The following is an 18526-nucleotide window of genomic DNA, read 5'->3' on the forward strand; positions in this document are numbered from 1 at the left end:
GATGACGAGGATATGAAATGCGCGGACCATCTGCGACGCGAAATAATGACGAGCTGACGCTGCGGGGGCTTGCGCGCTTCCGTTCGATGTCGCTGCTCTGCGCGATGCAGATGGTCTTTCTGCCGGTGTTCAGCGTCCGCCTTCAGGCGCAGACGGCGAACGTCATCGTTCCGGATGGCCGCACCGGGACCTCCTTGCACACCTCCGGCAGCGTCACCAACGTCACGACGTCGACGGTGTCCGGCAACAACGCCTTCAACTCGTTCTCGCAGTTCAGCGTCGGGCAGGGCAACACCGTCAACCTGCAGCTGCCGGCCGGCACGCAAAACCTCGTCAACATCGTTCGCGACGCGCCGGTCTACGTCAACGGCACGCTGAACTCCTATATGAACGGCGCGATCGGCGGTAACGTCTACTTCGCCGATCCCAAGGGGTTCGTGGTCGGCCGTTCCGGCACGGTGAACGTCGGCAGTCTCAACGTCTCGACGCCGACGCGCGAGTTCACCGACAGTCTGATCGGCGCGGGCGGGGTGATCAACCAGTCGGCGGTCGGCAACCTCATGGCGGGCTCGTTCCCGGTCTCGCCGGACGGCAACATCCGGATCTACGGCCGGGTCAATGCCCAGGACGGCGTGCGGCTGACCGGGCAGAACGTCTATGTCGGCGGCGCCAGCCAGCGCGACATCGCCAATCTCGATCACGCCGCAAAATTCGCGGCCTCCGTCAACTCCAAGGGCCTGCGCAGCGCCAGCGCGATCACCGTCAGCAACGGCTCGATCCGTATCGGTGCGGTCAACAACGCCAGGGTCAACGGGCGTCTGACCGCGCACAGCAAGACCGCAACGCCGAGCAACATTACCGTCGATGCGGGCAAGAACATCGAAATTGGCAAGAACGCCAGGCTCAGCGCCGCGAGCAAGACAGGCGACGCCGGCGACATCCGCCTCAAGGCCACCGAGAACCTGACCGTGGCGGGCGGGGCCAAGTTCGACGCCAGCGCGAAGACCGGCAATGCAGGTCTCGTCGAGTTCAGCGCGAACGGCATCATCGACGTCGGCAACGGTGTCAGCATCAACCTGGCCGCGCCGAACGGCATGGCGGGCACGCTGCTGATGGACCCGACCGACGTGGTCGTCGGCGATGCGAGCCAGGGTGACACCGGCGTGACGCTGTCGAACACCTCGATCGCGAACACCATCAGTGGAATCACCGGTGGCTCCAGCGCCACCTACCTGATCCAGGCGAGCAATTCGATCACCCTGGCGGCACACGCAGTAGTCGATACCCGCCATCTCGACGTCAATGGTCATTCGACGGGCAATGCCAACCACATCACCATCGACGCGCCGAACATCGATATCAAGAATGGTGCGCAGATCCTGGCCCAGGCGGTCAATTTCGGCGGAACCACCTATTCCGACGGCAATGTCACGCTGACGGCAACGGCGAGCGACATCAAGCTGTCCGGCCAGGCCACCGCCGCGACGTCGATCACGGTTGACGGCAAGATCACCGGCGGCACCATCTCGATCAGCGCGACCTCGACGGCCGTGTCGAGTTTCCTGAACGGTTCTGTGGCCGGTGATTTCGCGCTTGTCGGCTCGACGCTTGCCGCCTCGCTGCTCGGGCTCAATGGCGGCTATGTCGCGGCAAGCGCCACGGCGACCATCAACATCAACAGCCATGCCGACATCAACGGCCACGGCGATGTCACCATTTCCGCGCATGCCACGGAGACCGCGTCGGATCCGGCGGTCGCCTCCACCTTGCTCGGCAGCCTCACGCCGGTCGCGGCCGGTGTGGTCGTCGGCAAGATCGACGGCACTGCCACGACCAACGTGGCCTCGGGCGCGACGGTCAACGCCGGCGGCAACCTCGAGATCAAGGCGCTCAACGATGCGACCATCGCCATCGCGGCCCTCGCGGCGTCGACCAGCGCGCAAATCGTCCCGACGGTGGCCTATTCCACGGGATCGGTGACGACGACCGCCAACGTCGCGACCGGCGCGCATCTTGCTGCCGGCACGGTGAACACGAGCGGCAGCACCCTGAAGGTGCGCGCGATCAACAACAACTCGTTCTCGACCAGCGCAACGTCGGTTGCGGCGCCCGGAACGGGGGCGAGCGGTGCTGTCGGCGGCGCGTTCGCCATCAGCGACATCACGACGTCCGCGACCGCAACGCTCGGCGCATCGCTCGGAACCGATGTCAACACGCGGATGAACGGATCCGTTCTGGTCGAAGCGACGTCCGACACCACGCTAAATTCCACGATGGCTTCGTCCATCGCCGGCCTGCCGGCGCTGATCGCGGCGATCGAACGAGGACTGCGCGCCGTCACCTCGCCGACGTCGATCATCAGGGACCATATGGGCTCGCTGATGCCGTTGAGCTTCGATTTCAAGGTCGCAGGCGCGCTCTCGCTGGCCAACAGCACGCAGAGCGCAACCGCCGCGATCGCGCAGAATCCGAGCGGCGGCGCGCCGAGCATCTATGCCAGCGGCAACGTTGCCGTTGCCAGCAATGTCATCGATCGCGGCGTTCGCAGCAATGCGACGTCCAGCGCGATCACGAAGGATCCGGTGTCCGGCGAGAGCACCGCGATCAGCGCGGCCGTCGCCTGGGGCAATTTCACGCATAATTCGAACGCCTATGTCGGCAATGGCACGCTGATCAACGCAGCGAACATCGCCGTCGATGCCACCACCGAACTGCCGATCACCAACACCTGGCTGAAGTGGGATGGACTGGGCGCGGTGCTGAGCCACCTCAACGGCAATCTCGGCGTCGGCGGCAACATCCTGACCAGCTACGCCAATGCCACCGCGGACGCCGGCGATACGATCGGCATCGCCGGCTCGCTGAACCATTTCGTCGTGAACAACAATACGACTGCGTGGGTGGCCGGCAGCGCCAGCCTGACCGCGACTTGCACGACCGCGACATGCGGCAGCAGCTGGTCGGTCGGGATGGACAATGGCGACGTCCATACCTACAACGCCAGCCTCCAAATCGCGGCGACCACGACCACGGCGTCGATCGACGCCGCCGGCAATGTCGGCACGCTCGGCTTCCTGTTCGGCAACACCTCGGGCGGCTCCTCCGTCGGCGGCGCGCTCAATCTCGTCCAGTTCAACACCAATACCATCGCCGGCGTTTCGGACCGCGCGACGCTGCGTGCGGCGGACGACATCGCCGTCAACGCGATCACTTCCGACCGGTTCGTCGCTGTCGCACCGTCGTCGGGCAAGGCTGCCGGCACGCTGGCGCTGAATGGCATCACTTCGCTCGGTTTCCTGAACAACACGACGCATGCGTCGATCTCGAGCCAGGCCACCGTCTATGCACCGACCGTCGGCATCCTGGCGCAGCAGGATCTGTCGGTCGTGACGCTGTCCGGCGCGATGAGCTATAACGGGAGCGGCGGTTCGGCGGTCGGCTTGTCGGTCGCCTATCTCGGCGCAAATACCGACACCTCCGCCTATATCGGCGACAACCATTCCGACATCCGGCCCGGCGTGTTCGGCTCCAACGATCCTTTTGCCGGCACTGGCGGTGGAAGCGGATCGGTCAATGTCGACAATCTCACGATCAGCGCGACCACCTCCGGGCGCATCACCGCGGCCGCCGTCGCGGCATCAGTCTCCGATCCGGCGTCGTCGAGCTTCTCCGACAAGGCGGGGGCCGCCGGGGCGGCCTCGACCGGCGGGACCGCCGGCGTCGGGACGGCTGCGAGCAAGATCGGTTCGACTTCTGGATCGAGCACCAGCGGTTTCAGCCTCGATCTCGCCGGAAGCTCGTCGGTAAGCGACGTCTCGCTCGGCACCAGCGCCTATATCAAGAATACGACGGTCAACAAGTACACCACGACCAGCGCCGTTCTGACCAATACGATCGTTCAGGCGCTCAACGACACCATGCTCAACAATGGTTCCGGATCTGCGGCGCTCAATCTGGCCGGAGGGTCTGCCCAGGGGGCTGCGATCGGCGGCGCGATCGCGGCGGCGATGTCCAACAACGCGACGCTCGCCTACATCTACGGCACCACCGTGAACAACCAGAGTTCGGTGACGGTGCAGGCGCTCAATGGCGGCTCGGAGACCGTCGTCGCCATCGGCGTGGCGGGATCGAAATCCAATTCTGCGGCGCTGTCGGCCTCGGTCGGCATCATCACGGATAGCGCCAACGCCTATATCGAGAGCTCGACGATCACGGGGCAAGCCACCGGCGTCAATCGCGCGCTCGAGGTCGACGCCTACCAGACCACGAACATCGCGATCGGCGGCGGTTCGCTCTATATCACGGGTGGACAAGCCGGCGTCGGCATCGGACTGACCTATGCGTCGATCGCCGATCCCTCAGGCGGAAACGCGACCGACGCGCACATCCGCAGCACCTCGATCTCGAACTATGACACGCTGCTGGTCATGGCCGACAGCGCCAGCGTGATTGCGGCCGGTGCGGCCTCGGGCGGGGCAGGGTCCAACGGGCTTGCGGGCGCGATCGTCGTCAGCGAGATCTCGCCCACCACGACCGCCTACATCAACAGCGGCGCAACGGTGAACATCAACGTTGGACGCGTGACGGTGCTGGCAGACAGCGGCGCGGTGTCGGCGCTGGACACCGCGCTCGGCAACCTCGTCAAGAAGTCGAACAACAATCATCTCGCCGAGGACACCTGCACGGTCGCCGGCGGCACGGGCGGGCAGAACTGCATCGACTTCGGCGCGGCTGCACTCAACGGGGGCGCGGGCAACGGTCCGGGGGCCAGCATCATCTCCGTTGCGGGCCTCATCCAGGCCGGCAAGAACAATGTCGGCGCCTCGATCGTCTACGACACGATCGCAACGACGCATTCGGCTTATATCGCCAACGTGCTGCTGACGGCGGGTGTCAACGGCAATGTCAGCGTGAGTGCGGTCGATTCCTCGAAGATCCAGTCGGTCACCATCGGCTTCGGTCTGGCGACCGGACAGTTTGCGGGGGTCGGCGGCACGACGATCAGCAGCATCGCAAATACTGTTTCGGCGGCCATCGGCAACAACCTGTCCAGCGCGTCGCAATCGGCCATCACGGCCAAAAATATTTCCGTCTCCGCGACCGACAATTCCAGCATCACCGGAACCGCCGCCGTCGCGGGCGCCTCGACGCAAGGCAGTGCCGCGGGCCTGGCGCTCGTCTACAGCAGCATCGCCAACAATGTCAGCGCCGGCGTCACCGGCTCCAAGCTGACCGCATCGGGCAACGTTGCCGTCGGTGCGAACTCGAACGCCAGCATCTCGACGGTCGCCGTCGGTATCGCGATGTCCTCGCAGGTCGGGCTGGCCGGCTCGGTCGCCACCAATCTGATGGGGACCAACGTCACCGCCAGCATCACCGCCGCCGGCACCAACGGTGTCAACGGCGCCGACGTCACCGCCACCAACAACGTCGCCGTGATCGCCGGCAACAACGACAAGGCGGGCGTGTTCGCCGGTGCCGTGTCGATCAGCAAGGGGGCGGCCGGCGGTGCGGGGTCGCTGGTCACCAACCGGATCACCGGGACCACCGCGGCCTATATCAGCGGCGCGAACACCAAGGTCGACGCGCTCGGGACCAGCAGCACCGATACGCTGTCGGTCAACAACGGCTCGCTGGTGCATGCCTTCGATCTCGGCACCGCGCATGCGCCGACCGACACGACGCCGGACCTCACCGAAAACCAGGACACCGTGCGCGGCCTTGCCGTCGTCGCGAGCTCGCACCAGGCGGTCGTGACCAACGTCGCGTCGGTCGCTGCGAGCAGCGGCATTTCCATCATGATCAACCCGATCACCAACGTGATGAGCGGGGTGACGAGCGCCTATATCGACAGCGCGGCCCTCGACACGCGCCTGACCTCTTCGACGCTGAAGCCGCAGATCGAGGTCGCCGCATCCAGCTTCTCCTATTCGGGCGCGTTCGGTGCCGGCATCGTGGCTCCGACCGGCAACGGCGGCGGCGGCGCCACCATCATCAGCACGACGATGCAGCGCGGTACGTTCGCCTATATCACCAATGCCACGGTCGGCGGCGTGCAGTCGTCGAGCGCGACGGTCGGCGCCGTCACCGTGAAGGCCAATGCCGAGCAGGATGCATCCTCGATCGCGATCGGGTTCAACACCGGCTCGGTCGGGCTGAACATCTTCCAGGCGACGACGGAAGCCTATGTCGACGGCGGCGCGCTGACGGCCTCGTCACTGACGGTGAACGCCACCAACAACACCGGCATCTTCTCCGCGAACGGCTCCGGCGCCTATGGCAGCCAGGCCGCGATCGGCGCGGCGTTCCTGGTCCAGGTCTCCTCGAACCGGACCGAGGCCTATGTCGGCGACGAATTCCATTATCAGGGCAATGGCGCAGCACACACGACCGCGCTCAATTTGAGCGGCGCGCTCGACGTCGAGGCCTACACCAAGAACCGCTTCGAGGCCTATGCCATCGGCGGCGCGCTCTCGACGGGGACGGCCGCGATCGCGGGCATGGCGAACATCGAGATCGCCAACAACACCACCATCGCCGGCGTTTACGACACCACGCTGCAGTCGCAGACGGGCGGCGCAGCCGGCGCGGTCACCATCAATGCGACCGAGGACGTGGCGATCAAGGAGATCGCCGGCGCACTCGCGGTCGGCGCCAGCGGGGCCGGCGTCGGCGTCGGCGCTGCGGCCAACGTCATCGTGTTCAAGAGCCGGACCGTTGCCGAGAGCTGGAACAGCAATCTGAACTCGTCCGGTGCGATCAACGTCAGCGCGCTCAGCACCAAGGAAGTGCTGTCCTACGCAGTGACGGCCGGCATCGGTGGCAGCGTCGGCATCGGCGCGACCGTCGGCGTCATTATCATCGGCACCAACACCGCCGATGCCGACACCCAGGGCCAGCAGACCGGCCAGCTCAATCAGGGCAACAACGGCACCATCGCGTCGGTGAACAACGGCACCAACAACTCGCATGGCAGCAACGCAGTCGCCAGCGGCACGGCCGGCAATCCGAACAGCGCTAACGTCAGCTCGACCTACGACGTCGGCAGCGTGCTGAGCGGCGGCAACGACGCCGTCGTCGCGCAGATCGCGGGCGGCAATGTCACGGGCACGCAGGTCAATGTCGCCGCCACCAGCGCCAACGCAGCCAAGATGTATCTGCTCGGCGCGGGCTTTGCCAAGAATGTCGGTATCGGCGCCGGCATCGGCTACACCAGCGTCAACAGCACCGTGCTCGCCAATTTGAGTGACTACGGACGCAACGGTTCCGGCGTGCTGGTGGCCGCAGATACGCCCTTGGCCGTCTCGGCACCGGTTGTCACCGTTGCCGCGGTCGTCAAGGACGCGACCACCGGACCTTATGCCGGCAAGACCATCGACACCGAGGCGATCGCCGGCGGTGCGGCGCTTTACTTCGGCGCCGATGCGGCTGTCGCGGTCGGCAATGTCAGCAACTCCGTGGTGGCGATGCTTGGCGGCCAGATCACCGGAACGGGCGGCACCGGCACGGGCGCTGCGGTCATGGCGCTGGATTCGACGACCCAGATGGTCTTCACCGGCGGCGTCACCGGCGGCGCAGTCGCTGTCGGCGCTTCGGTCGCAACGGCAAGCCGAACGAGCTCGGTCGCTGCGAGGGTTCTGAACGGCTCCACCGTCAACGTCACGACTCTGGCGGTCGGCGCATCCGGCGCCGGCACCTTGTCAACGACCGCTACCGCGCTCGGCGGCGGCATCGTCGCGGGCGTCGGTGCGGATGCGGAGGCCCACGAGAACTCGTCCGTGCTGGCGGAGATCGGCAGCAGTGCCTCGATCACGACGTCCGCGACCGACATCGGCACGCTGGTGTCGGCATCGATCACGCCCAATCTGTCGAGCGAAGCGATCGGCGTTTCGGTCGGCGGCGGTGCCGTCGGCGTTGCCATCGCCAAGTCCACGGTCGGCGCCACGGTTACGGCCGATGTCGGCGACAACGTCAGCTTCTCGGGTGGTGCGCTCGCCGTGACCGCCATGGCGCTGGTTCCGACCGGCGGCACCACGGCATGGGCAAAGGCGCTCGCCGGCGGCGGCGGCTCGCTGATCGGCGCGCAGGGCAGCCTGGCCCAGGCGTCCGAGAACGCCACGGTCAACGCGTACGGCGGAACGGGGATCAGGCTTCCCAATGCCAACGTGACCATCGCGGCTGAAAACGACAGTGCCCAATATGCCGAGGGGACCGGCCTTTCGACCGGGTTCCTGGCGCTCGGCGCCACCGTCGCGCAGACGTCGTCTAGCGCGCACACCTACGCCTATCTCGGCGCGCCCGCGGACATGGCTACCCTGAACCACGGAAGCTATACGGGGATCCTCCGGATCACGGCGACCGGCACCGATACCAATGTCTCCAACGCGAAGGTCGGCGCGGGCGGCACCTATGCCGGCGCGGCGGCGGTCGCCACCACCAACTCGACCGCCGTGACCAACGCGCGGTTCGACGGCGGCACCGCGGATGACACGCTCTATTTCGGCGGCCTCAGCGTCAAGGCCACGCACACCACCAATTATGCGGCCAGCGGTGATGCCTATCAGGCGTCCACGGCCGGCGTCTCCGCCGGCAAGGCGCAGAATGATGTCACCTCGACCACCACGGCCGAGATCGGCACGCACCTGATCATCAACACGGATGGCGGCAACATCGTCGTCATCTCCAAAGACAACGTCAACCAGGCCGGTGGCGGCGCACGCTCGGGCTCCGGCGGCTCGTTCTCGGGGGCTGCGGCACTGAGCGACTCTCATGTGACCCAGTACGTCACCACCAATATCGGCGCCGGAACGATCCTGAGCCTCAACGGCGATCCGCGGACGGCGACCGGGGTGATCGATATCGAGGCCTACAACACACTGAACACCCAGGACACGGCGAGCCTGGCCACGGCCAGTTTCTTCGCCGGCGGTGGCGCCGAGTCCAACATGACGGCGAACGCCACGCTCGCGGTCAATATCAATGCCCGCGAATTGTTCAGCGTCGGCAAGATCTTCGTCGGCACGGCCGCGACGATGTCGGCGTCCAACAACGCCAACGCCAGTCTCTACGGCGCGATCGCCGGCGTCGGCGCCAGCACCAACACATGGGTCCATGCCAACCAGGCCGTCAACGTCGGCAGCAGCACGACAATCGAGGCCTGGCGCGACATCAACATCTATGCCGGCATGTCCGGCGATACCATCACCTTCAGCAGCGTGCAGGCGACCGCGACGACGGTGGTCTACAACAACACGGCCATTCCGATCTCCACGTTGTATCGCGGCACGGCCAATGCCGCGAACGACTCAAGCCTCACGCTTGCCGACAGCTCGCGTGTGCTCGGCGTACGGGACATCTACCTTGGCGCAACGCAAGGGCAGGTCACCGCGTCCGGCAACGGCAGCAATTACAATCCGTATCTGGACATCTTCAGCGCCAAGAACAGCGACAACCACAGCCATACCAGCGGAACCGGCGATGTCGCGCTCAATGGCCTCGTGGTCGCGGGCATCAACAACGACGTGACCATCACGATCGATCTTGGTGCAGGTGCGCCGACGTTGAGTACGACGAGTCCTTACTCGCCGCTCAAGCCCGACTTGTCGTCGCCGCCCACCCTCGAATACGTCGCCGACGTCGATCATTTCAGCCCGGTGAAGAGCTGGAACCACCAGACGATCCAGTACACCATCGTCGGGGGCTTCAATCCTTATCAGAACATCGTCAACCAGCTCGTCACGCTGACCGGCCAGACCGCGACGCAGATCCGGACCCAGCTCGCGACGTCGACGTCGACACATCCCGCCACGATGGCGCCGTCCGGCGCCGATCCGACGGGCGACGTGCAGCGCCAGATCAACGCCCTGATCCAGCAGGCGCCCTATACTTCCGACGCCGCCGGCAACGCCTTCGCGTTCGGCGACATCCTGGTGTCCGCCGGCAATGTCTCGATTCTGGCGCAGAAGCTGAGCGGAAACAGCCTCTCCGGTCACACGGCGCCATCGGTCACTGCGCAGAGTTCGCCGACGATCAGGGTCGAGAACCGCGGCCTCGACTTCATGGATTTCGCGAACCTCACGGTTACCAATGTGACCGGCGGAAACATCACCTACCGCCAGATCGACCATGTCGACCCCGACTCGCATTCCAACGTGACCTTCACCGCCACGCCGAGCGCGACGCCGATCATCGACATCTCGGCTACCTACAACCGCGTCGATCCCAGCACCGGGCTCGGGGTCGACGGCAACGGCAACCAGCTGACGCGCAAGCCCGACATTTATTTCGACGGCATCGTCACCAACGAGAACGGCCTGCTCAAGATCACCAGCCAGCTCGGCAGCGTCGTCGCGTCGCAGTCGCTCAACGCCGCGACCATCCAGATGGTGGCGCCCAACGGCTCGTTCATCTTCCTCGGCGGCGTCGGCAGCTTCTACAGCTCCAACCACGACGTCACCTCGCAATGGGCCGGTGTCGAATACAAGCCGGCCGATAACGACACACTGACGGCGGTGATGGCGGCGGCGACCTATCTCGGCGCCTATGGCGCCTACGCGTACAGCCCGCACATCGGCGACGGCGGCAATCACCCGTATTTCTATTACTGCTGCGTCGACGGCCATAGTGGCGTCCAGCAGACGGCCGCCAACAGCACGGTCTTCACCGCGCGCATGCTGATGACCTATTACGACGGCCTGTCGCTCTATTCGGCGATCTTCCTGCCGATGGGCAACGGCTCGCCCAACGGAGGCGGCGGCAGCGTGGGCAGCACCGCCACGCTTGCGGCGATGGAAGGCCCGACGGTCCAGCCGATTTCGACCGCGCCGTGGGAGCGCAATACCTATGCCGGCCAGGGCGTTTTCAGCAACACGACCCACGACACCGTTACAACACACTCCGACGGTTCGACCTCGACCCACACGGACACGTACTACTCGCCGTTCAATTGCGACAGGTGCTCGGCCTACTTCCAGGTCGTCAATATCCAGAACGACGTGATCACGCCGAGGACCGCGAACACGAACGCGAGCACGAACTGGGCCTCGACCACGCCTTCGGGGTACCAGAACCCCACGGATCGGCCCTTCATTCTCGGCCAGGCGATCATCATCTCGGCGGGGGTCATCAACGTCAACGGCCTCATCCAGAGCGGCACGAGCAGCAATTACTCGGTCGATATCGGCGGCGGAGTGCTGTCCGCCATCAACGGCCTCAAGACCAGCAACAATGGCGCGGACTTCGCCCAGGCCCAGGCCAATGCGCGGAACGGCAGCTATTACGACATCACGGCGGCTGCGACGACGCAGTTCTCCAGCGATATCAAGATCGGCGTGAAGTACAATGCACTCACCGACCAGATCATGGTGAACGGCGTGGTGCAGGGCTCGGGCGGCTACGTCTATCTGAACGGCAAGATCATCTCGACCTCGACCGACGGCACCTCCCAGGGCACGATCGCGGTCAAGGGTGGTGCGGGCACGATCACGGTCAACAACACGACTGGGCTTCAGCTCGTCACCAACACCATCAACACCGGCGTCAGTGCGCCCAGCGTGATCCAGATCGTCGATCAGCTCCAGCAGCAGACGACGTGGTACGTCTACAATCCCTCCGCGTCGGGCGGCCAGCAGGTGTCGACGTATAGGACAGCCGGCGTCAATGCGAGCTCGTACACCGCCGCGATGCTGGCCGGTATGAGCGGAACAGCGGGCATCCAGTACACCGTGAAGCCCAACATGTACTACCAGTGGGTCGATACGGCGACGCTCGATCGTCCGACGACCAGCACGCAGTTCGACTACGGCTGGCACTACACGCCGAACGCGTCCGGAGACAACTGGACCCGCACCGTCAGCCTCGTCGAGAACGTGATGCAGGCCACGGGCGGTGGCGGCAACACCGGCCGATTGCAGACCGCGAACTTCCAGGAAGTGGTCACGGCGACCGGCAGCTATCATAACGGTGGCTACAACACGTCGGCTGGGCTGTGCTGCGGTGCGGATGGTCATTACGACTGGTTCCAGCAGATCTACGATCACCTGACCCTAACGCTGACCAACACGGTCAAGGCCTCGAACCCGATCAACATCCAGTTCAGCGGCGGTGGCGCGAGCACTGTCAATGTCACCTCGAATTCCGGCATCGTCATCAACGGGCCGATCAACAACCTCTCGGGTGACACGACGGTCATCGCCACCGGCGCCAATTCGGCCATCACATCAGGCGCGAACGCCAACAACCCGATGATCTCGGGCAAGAACGTCACGCTGTCGGCGGATGGCGGTATCGGCACGCGCGGCACGAACGGCGTTCCCGTCCAGGTGCAGGTCTATGGCGGCAGCCTGAAGGCCGATACGATCGACCGCGACATCGCGATCGCGGCCACCGGCTCGCTGTCGATCGACCACGTGAAGGTGAATTCGGCAGGCGGCACGCCGCAGGGCAGCGTCTTCCTCTCGGCGACCGGCGACATCAACTCGGCGTCCGCCTACAACGTCGCCAATCCCGTCGTGATCGGCAAGAACATCGAGATCAACTCCACCGCCGGTGCCATCGGCGCGACGAGCGCCGTCGTCAACGGCGCTTCCACCCTGACCAACATCAATCCGCTGGTGATCCAGGCGACGGGGACGATTCAGGCGAGCGGCGCCGTCGATGGCGGCGTGCTCGACAGCGCCTCGGCCACCGGCACCTACATCGTGCAGTCCAAGGGCGATCTCCGCCTCGGCACGATCCGGTCGACCGGTGGTCCGGTCTTCCTGGAAGCCGCCGGCTCCGACGGCAACCAGGCCAGCATCCTCAATGGCCGGGCGGCGGTCGGTCTCACCCAGGCGCAGAGCCAGCATTTGCAGGACGTCTGGGCCAGCCTCGACCTGCTCAGCGGCAACGCCGCCACCAACGCCGTCAACAGCTACCAGTCGATGGTGACGTCGGCCTACAACGACTATTTCCAGCTCAAGAACATCGCGTTCACGAACGGCAGTACCTACAACCCGACCTCGGTGGGGCTGACCGTGCTGCGGGCGCAGGTGGCGGCCAAGCTCGGCATCGATCCCGCCAATGTCACGGCGACGCAGATGCAGGTCGAGGCCACGACGCGGTTCCTGAAGGATCAGTTCCTGCTCGGCCAGATCAGCACCGCCGAGCTCAAGAGCTCGCTGACCACGTTGATGGGAACCGCACCTGCGGACCCGCTGGCGTCGCTGTTCGGCAGCTCGCTCTCGACGACCCTGTTCACCAAGCTGTTCGACGGCGTGGCAATCAATCAGCAGTTCCTGCCGACCAACGCCGCGCTCCAGGCCGTCTTGCAACCGGGCCATTTCAGCTCGACCTACACTTATACGCTTGCATCGACCGAGCGGGTCTACAGCATCATCACCGCGGGCTCGCAGTGGACGCAGAGCCAGCTCGCCTACACCGTGTCGTCGTCGGCCGTCGGCGCGGCGCCGCCGCCGATCGACGACAACGTCGTGGCCAATGTCAGCGCCAACCAGATCATGCTCTATGCGCCGCGCGGCTCGGTCGGCAATTCGGCCGCGCCCCAGACGTTCACCTTCACCAGCGTCGATTCCTCATCACTGACGCCGGAGCAGAGGGGATTGCTCGCGACCGCCGGTCCCGGCCAGCTCACCGTCGGCGCGGTCACGGACCCGACGACCCATGTCACGACCTATACGGTCAGCCTGTCGCAGCAGAACCTCGTGGTCGTCGACAACCCGATCGCGATCTCGGCCAAGGCGCTGACGAATATCTATCTCGGCAGCAAGAACAGCCTCGCGCTCGGCGGCGTCACCGCGAATTACGGTCCGATCGCGGCCGCGCAGGCCAACGGCATCCAGGTGACCGGCCGCGGCGACGTCAAGCTCGACGCCGTGACCAGCATCTTCGCCAATGTGAGCGGGCCGGTCATATCAGGTGATATCGGCAACCTGACCCTGATCGCGGAGCGCGGCAATGTCGGTGCCCCCGGAGCCGCCGGAAGCAATCCCGCGACCAACACGAACGCGCTTCAGATCGCGTTCGCCGATCCGAGCAACGACCAGCTCGACCAGGTCTCGTCGGCGCAGGGCATCTATGTGAAGCAGACCACCGGCGATCTCATCCTCGGCAACATCTCGGCCGGCAATGCAATCCAGCTCGCTGCGGCCGGCAGCATCTACGCCGAAGCCGACTTCACGGATCGTACGGCGATCCACATCCTGGGCGCCGACCTCGACCTGCGCGCCGGCGGCAACATCGGCTTCAACGGTTCGACCTTCCAGCCGCTGCAAGTGAACATCTCGGGCGCGGTGACCGGCTCGGCGGTCGGCGACCTCAGCATCCTCGCGGTCGCCGGCGATCTCGCCGTCGGCACGAGCGGCGCCTATGGGGCGCTGACGGCCGGCGGCGCCCTGACGCTGAACGTGCCGCGCGGCGCGCTCACCATCAATACCAGCATCACCAGCGCTGGCCTGATGCAACTGCTCGCCAACCGCGGCATGACCTTCGCGGCCGGCACCAGCGCGGCGCCGGTGGTTGCGACCAGCAGCTCGGGCGGCGTGACGCTGGTCGCCGCGACGCTGTCGATGGGCGCCTATTCGGCCATCAATGCGGCCGGATTGATCTCGGTGACCACCACGGGCGATGCGACCATCGGCCAGCTGAATTCGTCGCAATCTTACGCGGCGGCCTCGAACGCGCCCTCGATCATCGTCACCGCCGGCGGCGTCGCTTCGCTCGGGGCGATCATCGACAATGGTGACGGCCAGACCAAGTTCGTCGCGTCCGGCTCCGGCGCCGAGCTTTCGCTGAACGCATCGAACGGCATCGGCAACACGACGAGCCGGCTCACCCTCAGCGCCGCCCGTCTGTCGGCGAGCGCGAGCGCCGGCGATATCCACCTGAAGACCCTGACCGACGCCGAGGCGAGCCTGCTGTCCGCGGTGAAGGGCAGCGTGGACATCCTCGGGACAGGCGGCCTGACGCTCGACCAGGTGTTGGCGGGCACTGCGACCGGTGCGAGCGGGTCTTTCCGCGCCGTCACGAACAACGGCAGCATCGTCATCGGCACCGCCGACAGCAGCGGCTCGCAGACGGTCCACGCCAGCCAGAACGTGACGTTCAAGTCGCTCGCGACCACCGGCAATAGCGGCGACGCCGGCAACATCAATGTCACGGCCGACAACGGCTTCATCCTGGCCCAGACTGTGACATCAGGCGGCGTGACCACGCTTGGCTCGGTCTCGGCGCACGGTTCGGCGACGCTGCTTGCCGCCACGACCGTCACCGGCGACACGCTCGCCGCCACGACCGGCTCGGGGCTGCTGACGGCCGGCGGCGGCCCGATCAACTGGAACGTCCTCAACGTCGGAACGACGCTGGGCGCGACGGCGAGCCAGGGCAGCATCACGTTCCAGACCGCGCAGAGCGGCGGCACGCAGACCATCCACGCCCGCGACAACGTGACGTTCAACGCGCTGACGGCGACCGGCATCAACGGCGATGCCGGCAGCATCAACGTCAACGCCGACAACGGCTTCATCCTGGCGCAGGCGGTGATGGCCGGCGGCGTGCCGACGCTGGGCTCGGTCTCGGCCAACGGCTCGGCGCGGCTGATCGCGGCGGGCACCAACACCGGGCATAACCTCACGGCCTCGACCGGCAACGCGGTCTTGAGCGGCACGGTCGTTCATTGGGATAATCTCAACGCGGGCGGCAGGCTCGATGTCACCGCGACGGCCGGAGGGATCACCGTTGGCACCGCCATCAGCGGCGGCACGCAGACCCTGCATGCCGTGAACGACATCGTCTTCAGCCAGCTCACCACGACGGGTATCCCGGGCGATGCCGGCGACCTCAACGTCAAGTCCGACACGGGCTCGCTCCGCGGCGGATCGATCTCGGCGCACGGCGATACGCGTTTCGAGGTGGCCGGATCGGTCTCGCTCGACCGGATCAGCGGCGACACCGTCAGGATGACCTCGTCGGGTGACCTGACGATCGGCTGGGTCAGCGTCGTGAGGGAGCTCGACCTGGCGGCAGACACGATCAACGTCAAGGGCGAGCAGATCCGCTCGAACCCGCCGATTCCGCTGATCCTGAACGTCACCGGCTACAACGGCGGCGTGGCGAAGTCCGCCAACATCTCGATCGACCCGGACAGCATCATCGTCAACCAGTTCAGGGTGGTGGACGCCAATTTCTGGACGGACGCGCACGCCGTCGCGATCCTGAACGGCTACGTGCCGGGCCAGCTGATGCTCACCACCGCCACCCAGCAGGTGTTGCTCAACAACCGCACGCCGGCGCCGTCCAACTGGCCGACGCTTCAGCTCTACCAGCCGGGCGGCGTGTTCACGATGAGCCAGGTCGGCAACGCCAATGTCAGCAATGCCTATGTGGTGTTCTACACCGGCGACGTCTCGGCCACCGTCACCAACTACGGGCCGACCCACATCTGCTGCAACAACTTCACCGGCGCCAGCATGGCGCGCAACATCTCGGTCGACGGCGAGGGCAGCGAGAGCATCGAGACCTGGATGGCGAAGAAGGACGGCGGGACGTTCTACCTGCTCGGCCTCTCCGGCCAGGCGCGTCTCGATGCGCTGCTGACGCCGCGGCCGGTCGAAACCATCGGTTCCGGTCCCGCCGTCAATATCGAGGGATTGAGCGACATGCGTAAGCTCCGCCGTCAGGGGCAGCGCGCGGGTCGTACCGGCTGGAAGGATGCGGCGGTTGAGACGGCGAGGCCGGCGGTTAGCCGTCTCGCGGAGGCGTGGTAGCGGGATGCGGGTTCTGGGGGTAGCAATTGGGCTCGGGCTTGCAGCGTCCTGCATCGCGTCCGCGCGCGCGCAGGTGCCCTCGATCAATCCCGGCGTGATCCAGAACGACGTCGACCGTCAGCGGCGGCAGCTCGAGCAGCAGAGCGCGCCGCCCAAGCTGGGCGGGCCGGCGGTGATCGGCGGCGAGCGGGAAAAGTCCCAGCTGTTGAAGCCGGGCGGGCCGAAATTCCGCCTGCGCAAGGTCGAGTTCGACTCCTCCAAATTCATCACGCCGGCGGAGCTGGATGAGATCGCCAAGAAGTATGTTGGCAAGAATGTCGACATCGCCTCGCTGTTGCAGCTCGTCGCCGACATCAACGCCATCTACACCGCGCGCGGCATCGTCACGGGCATTGCGACGCTGCCGGATCAGGATGCCAAGGGCGGGGTGGTCAAGATCAAGCTGACCGAAGGCCGGCTCCAGAAGACGACCGTCGAGGGCAACAAGCAGACCAGCACGGACTATATCCTCCAGCGCGTCAAGGAGCCGGAAGGCGAGGTCCTCGACGTTCCGAAACTCAATCGCGACGTGATCTGGTTCAATCGCACCAACGATGTGCAGATCAAGGCGCTGCTCCAGCCCGGCACGAGCTTCGGCCTGACCGACCTCCAGTTCGCGGTCATCGAGCCGCCGGTCGACACCTGGCAGCTCTTCGTCGACAACCAGGGCGTGGAGAACACCGGGCGCTGGGAAGGCGGCACGTTCTACAAGCGCCACGGCCTGTTCGGCGTCGACGACCGCCTGACCTTCTACGGCGTCCGCTCCGACGGCAATCTCAACGGCAACGCCGCCTACAGCATTCCGGTCAATCCCTGGGGCGGCCGCGTCGGCGTCAGCTACACCGAAGGCAAGATCAAGATCATCCAGGGACCGTTCGTCGCGCTCGACGTCACCGGACGCTCCAGCCAGGCCGCCGTCAATTTCAGCCAGCCGGTCTGGGTGACGCAGGACTGGCTGGTGCTGCTCAACGGCGCGGTGACCGAGGGCAAGACGGTGAGCCGCTTTACCACGGTCGCCGTCACCGACGATCACTACGACAAGGCCACGGCCGGCGTCTCGGTGACCAATTCCGGCAACAGCTATTCGATCACGGTCTCGCCGGCGGTGAACTACATCGAATGGCAGGACCACGTGCTCGGCAACAACCGCACGTTCAACACCTATACCGGCTCGCTGATCGCGACCAGCGCGGCGGGACCGGCGAATTTCAGCGCCAACGTGCTTGCGAGCTGGCAGTACACGCAGGGGAAGCTGCTGCCGGGCGACCAGATATTCTCGATCGGCGGCCCGACCACCGTGCGCGGCTATCCCTCCAACTCGGCGTCCGGCGACAGCGGCTATTATTTCAACGCCGAGCTGCACTACAACTGGTCGCAATGGCTCAAGGGCTTCGACACCTACATCTTCACCGACTGGGGTGCGGTGTATTCGACATTCCCCGGCGTCACCGAACTCGGCTCGGTCGGCGTCGGTTTCTCCTGGACCTACGCGCCGTTCATGACGTTCGAGGCAAATTACGCGACGCCGTTGAAGATGGCCGTCTCGACCCAGAACCATTATGAGGCCTATGGCCGCGTCATTTTCCGGCCGTTGTTGATGTTCCAGAAGCAGGAAAGCGCCGCGCCTGTGGCGGCGGTTGCCGGCAAGAGCAAGTCGTAGCGGGAGGTTGCGCTGCTTCTCTCCGTCGTCATTGCGAGGAGCTCTCGCGACGATGCAATCCAGAATC

The 18526-nt window shown here is 65.5% G+C and carries 2 protein-coding genes; both read left to right on the top strand.

The window, feature by feature from the left end:
* Positions 1-17 precede the first annotated feature (17 nt).
* The gene (locus E4K65_RS02005; protein ID WP_135172675.1) at positions 18-16760 is read left to right on the top strand and encodes a leukotoxin LktA family filamentous adhesin; all 16743 of its coding nucleotides are present in this window, start codon (positions 18-20) and stop codon (positions 16758-16760) included.
* 4 nt (positions 16761-16764) lie between these two features.
* Positions 16765-18459 (top strand): ShlB/FhaC/HecB family hemolysin secretion/activation protein, encoded by a 1695-nt coding sequence (locus tag E4K65_RS02010; protein ID WP_135172676.1) that lies wholly within the window; start codon positions 16765-16767, stop codon positions 18457-18459.
* Positions 18460-18526: the final 67 nt, after the last annotated feature.

This window comes from Bradyrhizobium niftali, assembly GCF_004571025.1.
GTDB lineage: Bacteria > Pseudomonadota > Alphaproteobacteria > Rhizobiales > Xanthobacteraceae > Bradyrhizobium > Bradyrhizobium niftali.